General features: G+C 73.2%; 5 protein-coding genes. 3 read left to right on the top strand and 2 right to left on the bottom strand.

Going from position 1 to position 9,073, the window contains the following annotated elements; genetic code table 11:
• Nucleotides 1-112 precede the first annotated feature (112 nt).
• Nucleotides 113-949 carry a hypothetical protein gene (locus tag ACLQ20_RS25585; RefSeq protein WP_225852288.1) on the top strand — a complete coding sequence of 279 codons (837 nt, stop codon included), beginning with the start codon at nucleotides 113-115 and terminating at the stop codon, nucleotides 947-949.
• A complete protein-coding gene (locus ACLQ20_RS25580) occupies nucleotides 930-1,970 on the top strand; it encodes a 3-dehydroquinate synthase family protein (protein ID WP_358120331.1) in 1,041 nt (346 codons plus the stop codon). Before ACLQ20_RS25585 ends, ACLQ20_RS25580 begins: the two co-directional genes overlap by 20 nt.
• A gap of 32 nt (nucleotides 1,971-2,002) precedes the next feature.
• On the opposite strand, the gene ACLQ20_RS25575 is transcribed toward ACLQ20_RS25580, so the two are convergent.
• Nucleotides 2,003-2,770, bottom strand: a complete 768-nt coding sequence (locus tag ACLQ20_RS25575) for an alpha/beta fold hydrolase (RefSeq protein WP_370518963.1) — start codon at nucleotides 2,768-2,770, stop codon at nucleotides 2,003-2,005.
• A gap of 228 nt (nucleotides 2,771-2,998) precedes the next feature.
• Nucleotides 2,999-4,165 (bottom strand): ATP-grasp domain-containing protein, encoded by a 1,167-nt coding sequence (locus tag ACLQ20_RS25570; protein ID WP_358120334.1) that lies wholly within the window; start codon nucleotides 4,163-4,165, stop codon nucleotides 2,999-3,001.
• Nucleotides 4,166-5,255: 1,090 nt separating this feature from the next.
• Here ACLQ20_RS25570 and ACLQ20_RS25565 point away from each other — a divergent pair.
• Nucleotides 5,256-8,954: a non-ribosomal peptide synthetase gene (locus ACLQ20_RS25565; RefSeq protein WP_358120337.1), complete on the top strand. Its 3,699-nt coding sequence runs from the start codon at nucleotides 5,256-5,258 to the stop codon at nucleotides 8,952-8,954.
• Nucleotides 8,955-9,073 lie beyond the last annotated feature (119 nt).

Raw genomic sequence — 9,073 nt, 5'->3', positions numbered from 1 at the left:
GTCGTCCCCAGTTCGGACCGCTGATCAGGTGGTGGGACGGGCCGCAGGCCGATGATGGGGCCACTCCCCCGCAGACCGTCGAGTCCTGTGCTCCACCCGCCCGTCAGCCGAGGTGCCGTCGTTGGAACGCTGCTGGTTGTTCGCCCGCTCGGCCGTGCCGGCCGACGGGTCCCCGGACACGCGGGTGACCGAGCTGGTCGGCACGGTCCTCGCCGGTCTGGTCGCCGCCGCCCGCCGGGCCGATCCGGGCATGGACTGGTTCTTCGACCCGGAGGGCTCCCCCGCCGGGCCGCACGTGAGCCTCGGCTTCCACGCCGCCCCGGCCGCGCTCGACGCGGTACGGGCGGGGCTGCTCGCGTACGACCCGGGGGTCTCCTTCGCCGCCGACCGGTACGTGGTGCGCGACGCCGCCCGGGGCGGCCCGCTCGCGTCGGCGGGCAGCGACCTGGCCCTGACCCTGCTCGGCGGGGACACTCCCTGGCTGGCCGGCGTCGAACTGCCGCTGGCCGTGGCGCACCTGCGGTACCTGACGGGGCTGGTGCCGGCGGCCGACCGGCTGGCGTTCCTCTTCCTGCACTGGCAGGAACGCAGCCAGCGGCTGACCGCCGCGCAGCGGCGGGACCTGGCCGCGCAGGCGGACGCCGGCGCGGAGAAGATCGTCCTGGCGGCCGGCGACCTGCCGCTGTGCGGGGAGGTCGCCGTGGCCTGGCGGCGTTACCTGGACCGGGTGACCGACGTGGTCGGCCGGCACCACCCGGCGGCGCCGTCGGGCTTCCTGCTGGCGCACCACGCCCAGCTCACCCACGACCGTTGGGGCATCGGGCCGGACGTCGACTCGCTGGCCGCGCTGGCGCTGCGCCTGTCGATGGTCCGGGAACGCCCGGTCGCCGCCGCACCGGTGCCCGTCGTCAAGAGGAGGCAGCAGCCACATGCACCCGTCCGCACCTGACCCGCACGCCCCCGCCGAGCCGGCCCGGATCGAGGTGGCGCTCGGCGAGCGCGCGTACCCGGTGCTGATCGGCCCCGGTGTGCGCCACCGGCTGCCGGCGGAGGTGGCGCGGATCGGTGCCCGGCGGGTCGTGGTGGTCTCGGCCCGGCCTCCGGAGTGGACGCCCGACCCGGGTGTGCCGCACCGGGTGGTGCCGGCCCACGACGGCGAGCACGACAAGAACCTGGCCACGGTCGAGCAGCTCTGCCGTGCGTTCGCCGAGTTCGGACTGACCCGCGCCGACGCCGTCGTCTCCTGCGGCGGCGGCACCACCACGGACGTGGTCGGGTTGGCCGCCGGCCTCTACCACCGGGGCGTCGCGGTGATCCACCTGCCGACCTCGCTGCTCGCCCAGGTGGACGCCAGCGTCGGCGGGAAGACGGCGGTCAACCTGCCGGAGGGCAAGAACCTGGTCGGGGTGTACTGGCAGCCCCGGGCGGTGCTCTGCGACACCGAGCACCTGGGCACGCTGCCGCAGCGGGAGTGGCGCAACGGCTACGGGGAGATCGCCCGGGCGCACTTCATCGGCGCGGGCGAGCTGCGCGACCGGCCGGTGGCGGAGCAGATCGCCGCCTGCGTGGCCCTGAAGGCGCGGGTGGTGGCCGCCGACGAGCGTGACTCCGGTCTGCGGCACATCCTCAACTACGGTCACACGCTGGGGCACGCGTTGGAGCGGGCCACCGACTTCGGCCTGCGGCACGGCGAGGCGGTCGGCGTCGGCACGGTCTTCGCGGGCCGGCTGGCCGGCGTCCTCGGCCGCGTCCCGGCCGACCGGGTGGCCGAGCACCACGAGGTGGTGGCGGGCTACGGCCTCGACACCGCGCTGCCCGGCGGTGTCGACCACGACGAGTTGGTCGCGCTGATGCGGCGGGACAAGAAAGCCACTTCGGGCCTGTCCTTCGTCCTGGACGGCCCGGCCGGGCCCGAGCTGGTCGCCGACGTCCCCGAGCCCGCCGTACGCACCGCGCTGACCGGCATGTAGCGGCCGGCACCCGACACCGCCGGCAGCCCGGCTCAGGTGGATGCTCGTCCGAGCAGACAGCGGAGGATCGGCTCGGCACGGGTCCACAGCACCGCGCCACCGGTCCCCGGGACGAGGTGCCGGACGGCACCGGGGATCCGGGCGGCCAGCGTCGCTCCGTTGTCGGGTGAGTGGCTGGTGTCCTGTTCGCCGTACCAGACGTCGACCGGAACCGTGATCTCCGCGAGGTCGAAGGGCCATCGCCCCATGGCCAGGACGGTGTCCCGGGCGTAGCCGGCCGGGCCCTGGGCGAACCCCTCGTGCAGGGCCCGGCGGTAGGCGGCCTCGAAGCCCGGCTCCCGGTACACCGCCAGGTCGGCCTCGGGACTCCCGCTCGTCACCATGTCCCACATCGCGTCCGCGTCGAAGCCGGCGAAGATCTGCTCCGCCCCGGCCGGATCGACGGCAGTCGTGTCCACGAGCCGACGCAGCTCCGCCGGCAGCGCCTCGGCGAACTCCGGCGCGGCGACCTCGTCCGCGCCGGCCACGATGGCCAGCGCGCCGGCGACGCCCGCCTCGGCGCACGCGAGTGCGAACGGCGCGCCCTGCGAGTTGCCGACCACCGCGGGGCATGCCAGCCCCCGCAGTCCGACGAGGTCGCGGATGTCCGCGGCGAAGTCGGCGTACGTCCGGCCGGGCGCGGGGGTCGAGCTGCCGAGCCCCGGGCGGTCCACGGAGACGAGACGCACCCCGAGCGCGTCGACGACGTCCGCGCCGAAGCCGAGCCACCGGCTCGTGGCCGCCCCCGGGCACAGCAACACCGGGACACCGTCCGGCGGCCCCCACTCGGCCCAGCCGAGCAACCGCCCGTCGGGGAGTCGGCTCTCACCGAGGCGGACCGGATCGTCGACGCGCACGCTCATGATCCTCATCATGGCCGCGGCGCCGGCGAGCGCGCACGGCGTTTTCCCCCGGGCGGGACGGGCGCCGCCGTGGTCGGTCGGGCCTCCCCTCCGGACCGTCACCACGGCCCGGAGAGGGACGACGCGTCAACCGCCCAGTGCCCGCTGGATCTGCGCGACCAGCACCCCGCAGGCGTACCGGTCCGCAGCGCCGACCATGCCGACGATGGTGGCCGGCAGCGGGCCGTTGTCCGTCTCCGCCGGGTCGTGGTGCATGAACGCGACGAACTGCCCCCGGTCGATGAACGGGGCGAGGATCGGCTCGGCGTCGACGCCGGGGGCCAGCGAGAAGAACGTCGTCATGGCGCACGGGTGCTGCCCCAGCAGCGAACTGCGGTGCAGCAGCGAGGTGGTGGCCCCACTGACCCGGAAGTTGGGATCGATGACCCGCAGGGCGCCGTCGCGACCGATCCCGGCGTCGAAGGAGCAGTACCCGCGGTACCCGAGGGCACTGGCCTTTCGGACCCCTACGGTCAGCGCTTCGATCAGCTCCGCCGGCGGCTGGTCGTCGTCCATCACACAACCGACCCACGTCGAAGTGGGCTGCGGCAGGTGTACGGACGCACCGAAGTACTGCACCGCTCCGCTCTCCGTCACGCCGAACTGGACGCCCCAGATCGTCCGGAAGGGCACTTCCTCCTCGACGATCCACCGATCGCTCACCTGTTCCAGCTGGTTGAACAGTGACCGGTGCCGCCGGTCCTGCAACCGCCTCGTGAAGATCGCGATTCCGCTGTACACCTCGACGCCGGCCGGTTTGACCACCGCCGGCCGCCGGTCCTGCTGCACGATGCGGCGTACCTCGGCGGGGGTGGCGACCTGGCGACGGGGCAGGTATTCCGGCGCGATCAGTGTTTCCAGGGTGGTCTTGTTGTTGAGGCGGGCGAGCAGGTCCGGGGCGACCCGGGCCCGCGCGGCCCGCAACTGCGGATCGTGCGGGGGGAACTGGAACTCCAGCGTCTCGCCCCGCTCGGCGGCGTCCCGGGCGAACTGCACCGCCTGCGCGCCGGAGCGGAACTCGCGCAGGTCGCTGGGCGTCTTGAGACCGCACCGACTGAGCAGGCGCAGCGACTTGTCCGCGCTGGAGCCGGTGCTGCAAATGGCCGCCGACTGGTGCGGAAGGGTCAGGTGGAGACCCGTGATCATGTCCAGCCCGTTGTACAGGGCGGCGCCCGCACCGGCGAGATAGCGGCTGCCGGCGGTCGTCACCGGATCGGGTGGCCGGGCCAGGACCACCCCGTCGTGAGCGAACACCTGTACCTGGATAGGTCCGTCCATTGGATCTCCTGACATGCCGGCCCACGAAGGGCCTCGGGTGGCACGGAGTCCGGGTGCGCAACGACCACGAACTGCGGAGAACGTGGACGGTCGCAGGCGCTCCCGGTCCTGATGAGGCCGCTCGGCCACGAGAGTCGGGCGTACCGCGTGCACCGGCCGGCCGGTCTCTGGCGAGACCGGCCAGGTAGCGGGCTGGCTTGTGGTCAGCGCTGCGTTCGGCGAGGTGCACACCAACAGGCGGTGGCTGAATTTGCCAGTCACCGACTGGGTCATGATCGGCAAAGCATAGTCAATGCTCATTTCCGTGGGATGGGCCGGTCAGCCGACCGCGGGCGGCCCTTTCCGTCGCCGGGATCGCCAATTCTCCGATTCGAACCCTGGACCTGGGCTGACCGAATAGCCTTTTTCGACTTAGACCCCGGGATCGTTCTCCGTCGAAACCCGGACATTCGTGCATCGACCCTGCCGGAGGGCGCCAACCATCCACTATAGAAAAGATATAGCCGCGTGTGTTAATGCCGAAAAATTCGCGGCATCTGGCCGCGATCCTGATCAATCATCAGCAGAGAACACCACACTGACCAGCGCAAATTGCCGATCCGGCGGCGAGGACACGGGACGCGGACCGGTGGTCGGTCATTGCTCCGGACGTATCCTCGGCGGCCCCCGGCCGGAATCTCCGGCCGTCACCCTAGGGGTCGACGTGCGCATCTCTAGGGGTGTACGCCACTCCACCGCGCTTCGTAGGGTCGGGCCCCATCGGTTCGTCGTTCCCTTTCATTGCACCGGGCGGGGGACGAGTGTGGGTGCGCGGCGCCCCGGACGGACGGGAGGCGCCGGTGATCGGATCGGGCACCGACCTGCTCCTTTCGATCGACGACGTGGTGGCGACCCGGAATTCGGACGGTGAACCCGTCCTGGTCGCACCGCATGTCCGCGCCCGGCCACCCGAGTCGGCCGCGGTGCCCGCGAACCGCCCCTGCCGCGCCGACCGGAATGCGCCCGGTGGTGCGGTACCGAGGCCCCGTGCCTTCCGGTCACCCCCTCTCGATCGGAGGTTGAGCTGATGTCTGTCGGGTTCGATGGTGCGCGGACCGTGGACGGCGCGGTCGACGCCGAAACACTGGACCTGGTGGGGGACCTGCGCCGGCCGACGGTGTGGCCGGCCCGGGCCGCCTCGGTGCACCGGGTGCTGCCCTCCTCGCCGCCGAACGACGGGCCGGGCGGCGACGTCGTGGTGGCGGGGGTCGTGGCGGTGCTGGCCCGTTGGACGGCCCAGGAGCAGGTGGTGCTGGGCCTGGAGTCCGGTGGCGGCGGTTCGGCGCTGCGGGTGGACGTGGCGGGTGATCCGGGTTTCGCCGAGCTGGTGACGCGGGTGCGCGCGGCGCTGGCGGCGCCGGTGGCCGTGGGCCGGGAGCCGGTGGGCCCGGTGGTGCTCGGGCTGGTGGACGCTCCGGTGGCGGACGCGGGGCCGGCAGTGGTGGACGTCGACCTGGTGATCGGTGTGGCCCCGGACGGGTCGGCGCTGCGGGTGGACTACGCGGCGGAGGGTTACTCGGCGCAGTGGGTGCGGGGCCTGGTGGACCAGGTCGTGGTGCTGGTCTCCGCCGGGTTGGCGGGGCCGGAGGTGGGGTTGTCGGCGTTGCCGTTGGTGGGCGATGCGGAGCGGGAGCGGTTGCTGGAGTGGGGCCGGGGCCCGGTGCGTGAGGTGCCGGCTGAGCCGATCCACGAGCTGGTGCTGGAGTGGGCGCGGCGCACGCCGGAGGCGGTGGCGGGTGTCGCCGGCGATGAGGTGTTGACGTACGGGGAACTGGATCGCCGGTCGGCCGCGCTGGCGGCGTATCTGCGGTCGGTGGGCGTGGGCGCCGGTGACGTGGTGTCCGTGGCGTTGGAACGCGGGCTGTGGTCGCTGGTGGCGACGACGGGTGTGCTGCGGGCGGGCGCGGCGTACACGCCGATGGACGTGTCGTGGCCGGTGGAGCGGATGCGGGTGCTGCTGGCCGACCACGGCGCCCGGGTGGTGTTGACCGTCGGTGCGGTCGCGCCCCGGATTCCCGGTGACGACGGGGTGTCGGTGGTGGCGTTGGATGACGACTGGCCGGTGGTGCGGGCGTGTGAGCCGGTGGACCTGCCGGTGGTGCCGGCGTCCGCGCCGGCGTTCGTGATCTACACGTCGGGTTCGACGGGCACGCCCAAGGGTGTCGTGCTGACGCACGAGAGGCTGACGAACTTCCTGGCGTGGATGACCGACGAGTGCGCCATCGGCCCCGACAGCCGGATGCTGCATTCGGCGGCACCGGTCTTCGACGCCGCCTTCGGGGAGATCTTCGCGACGCTCACCGGTGGTGGCCGCGTCGTCGTCTGCTCCCGCGACGACCTGCTCGACGCGCGTCGGCTCACCGACCTCATCAACCGGCACGACGTCACCCACACGTTCGGACCGGCCACCAACGTCGCCCCGCTCGATCCGGCCGCCTGCCCGGGTCTGCGCTGCATCATCTTCGGCGGCGAGGCCGTCCCGCCGCAGCTGGCCCAGCGGTGGTTGACGGCGGGCACGCGGGTGGTGAACGCGTACGGGCCGGCGGAGATCGCCGTGGCGTGCACGTGGTTCGACGCGTCGGCGGGTTGGGGCGGCGCGTACGTGCCCATCGGCTGGCCCATGCCCAACCGGCAGATCCGCGTCGTCGACGCCAACCTCGACCTCGTCCCGATGGGCGTACCCGGCGAAATCCTCATCGCTGGCTTCGGCGTCGCCGACGGCTACCTCAACCGCCCCGAACTCACCGCCGAACGCTTCGTCACCGACCCGTACGGCGGCGGGACCGCCTACCGCAGCGGCGACCTCGGACGGTGGAACGCCACCGGCGCGCTGGAGATCCTCGGCCGGATGGACCACCAGGTCAAGGTCAACGGCATCCGCATCGAACTCGGCGAGATCGAGACCACCCTCGCCCGACACCCCGACGTCGGCGCCGCCGTGGTCGTGCGCCGCGAGGACGACGGCACCGCCCGACTCGTCGCCTACGTCACCGGACGCAACGGCCGTACCCCCGCCGTCGGCGACCTGCGCGCGCACGCCGCCACCGTGCTCCCGTCCTACATGGTTCCCGCCGTCGTCATGGTCCTCGACCACTTCCCCGTCGGCGGCACCGGCAAGGTCGACCGGCGGGCCCTGCCCGCACCCGACACCCGACGCCCCGACCTCGGGGTGGAGTTCGTCGAGCCGGCGACGAACGAGGAGCGCCTCGTCGCCGCCGTGTTCGCGACCGTCCTCGGCATCGACCGGGTCGGCACGGGCGACAGCTTCTTCGACCTGGGTGGCACGTCGTTGCAGTCGGCGGCGGTGGCGACGCGCATCGACGAGGCCGCCGACGTCGTCGTGCCCGTCTCGCAGATCCACCGCACCCCCACCCCGCAGGCGCTGGCCCACTGGCTGACCACCGCGCCCCGCCGTACGGACGCCGGCTCGACCGCCGGGCAGGCCCGTCAGCGTCCCGGCCCGGTTCCGCTCGCGCAGCAGGTCGCGAAGTGCCTGATGTCGCCGCCGGAGGTCGTCGTCCCGGTCACCTGGTGGATCGAGGGCGAGCTGGACCTGCGGGCGCTGATGGCGGCGCTGGGCGACGTGCACCGCCGGCACGAGGCCCTGCACGCCCGCTACCGGCGGACAGCTCCCCCGGTGGCGCTCGTCCCGCCGAACCCGGCGATGCCGCAGCTGCGGCTGCTCACCGACGCCGCCAGCGAGCAGGAGGCCCTGGACCAGCTCGCCGAGGCGGTGCAGCAGCCGCTCGACTACACCCAGGGCCGCGTCTGGCGGGCCGCCCTGATCCGGGAGAAGTCGACCGGGCGGGTCCTGTTCGGCGTGGGCATCCACCACATCGCCTTCGACGGCTGGTCGTACGCGCTGCTGGTGCGGGACCTGAGCCACGCCTACGCGGCGCGGTTGTCGGGCGCGGCCCCCGAGTGGGCGCGGCCGGCGCCGACGCTGCGCCAGTCGTACGAGGAGTACGCCCGGCTGCGCGACGCCGCCGACCTCGACGCGCAGCGGGCCTACTGGCGCGAACAACTGCGCGGCCTGCCCCGCCAGGGCCGGGGCGACGCCACCGCACCGCTGGAGCAGGCGCTGGCGTGGGGTCCGAAGGCCGGGCACACCGTCACCGTCACGCCGGAGGTCATGCAGCGCTGGGACCGGGCCGCCCGGGAGCAGCGGTTCAGCCGGTCCAGCTACTTCGTCGCGGCGTTCGCCTCCGCGCTGCGCGCCGTCCACCAGCAGGACGACATCGGCCTGCTGATGGTGGTGGCCAAGCGGGGCAGCCGCGTCCTCGACTCCGCCTTCACCACCCGGCTGAACCTCAACTGCGTCCGGGTGCGCTTCGACGGGCCGGAGGACGACAAACTCGTCCTGCGGGTCAACGAGACGATCAGCGACCTGATGCGGGCCCAGGACGTCCCCTTCGCGGAGACCGCCGACGACCCCGCCGCCGGGCTCTCCGGCGAGGTGGTCGCCAGCCTGCCGACCTTCGTGTTCCAGGACAACGTGGTGCTTCCGCTGGAACTGCCCGGCTGCCGGGCCGAGGAGGTCGTCGACCCGTACGCGCGGGAGGTGCCCAACGGGCTCACGGTCGAGGTGCTTCCCCGCGCCGACCACGCCCTCCTGCGCGTCACCATCCGCACCGACTACCTGCCGTACAGCTTCGCCGAGGAGCTGAACGGGCACATGCTGCGCTTCCTGGAAGCCGGGCCGGCGGGCTCACCCACCACCGGTTGACGGTCCACCCCGTACACATCGGGCTGCTTGTCATGGCCGTGGGCGCGCGGGCCGCGTCCCCGGAGTTCGTGGTTCTTCCCCGGCGTACCCCCGCAGGCGACGCCGGGCCTGATCGGAGG

Origin of the sequence: Micromonospora sp. DT46 (genome assembly GCF_049841735.1) — a bacterium.
Classification (GTDB): Bacteria; Actinomycetota; Actinomycetes; order Mycobacteriales; family Micromonosporaceae; genus Micromonospora; species Micromonospora reichwaldensis.
This window is presented reverse-complemented; position numbering and strand designations above follow the sequence as displayed.

What these genes read in the sequence shown, in the direction of transcription:
- ACLQ20_RS25580 (WP_358120331.1), top strand. Translation starts at nt 930, where the DNA reads ATGCACCCGTCCGCACCTGACCCGCACGCCCCCGCCGAGCCGGCCCGG.
- ACLQ20_RS25565 (WP_358120337.1), top strand. Translation starts at nt 5,256, where the DNA reads ATGTCTGTCGGGTTCGATGGTGCGCGGACCGTGGACGGCGCGGTCGAC.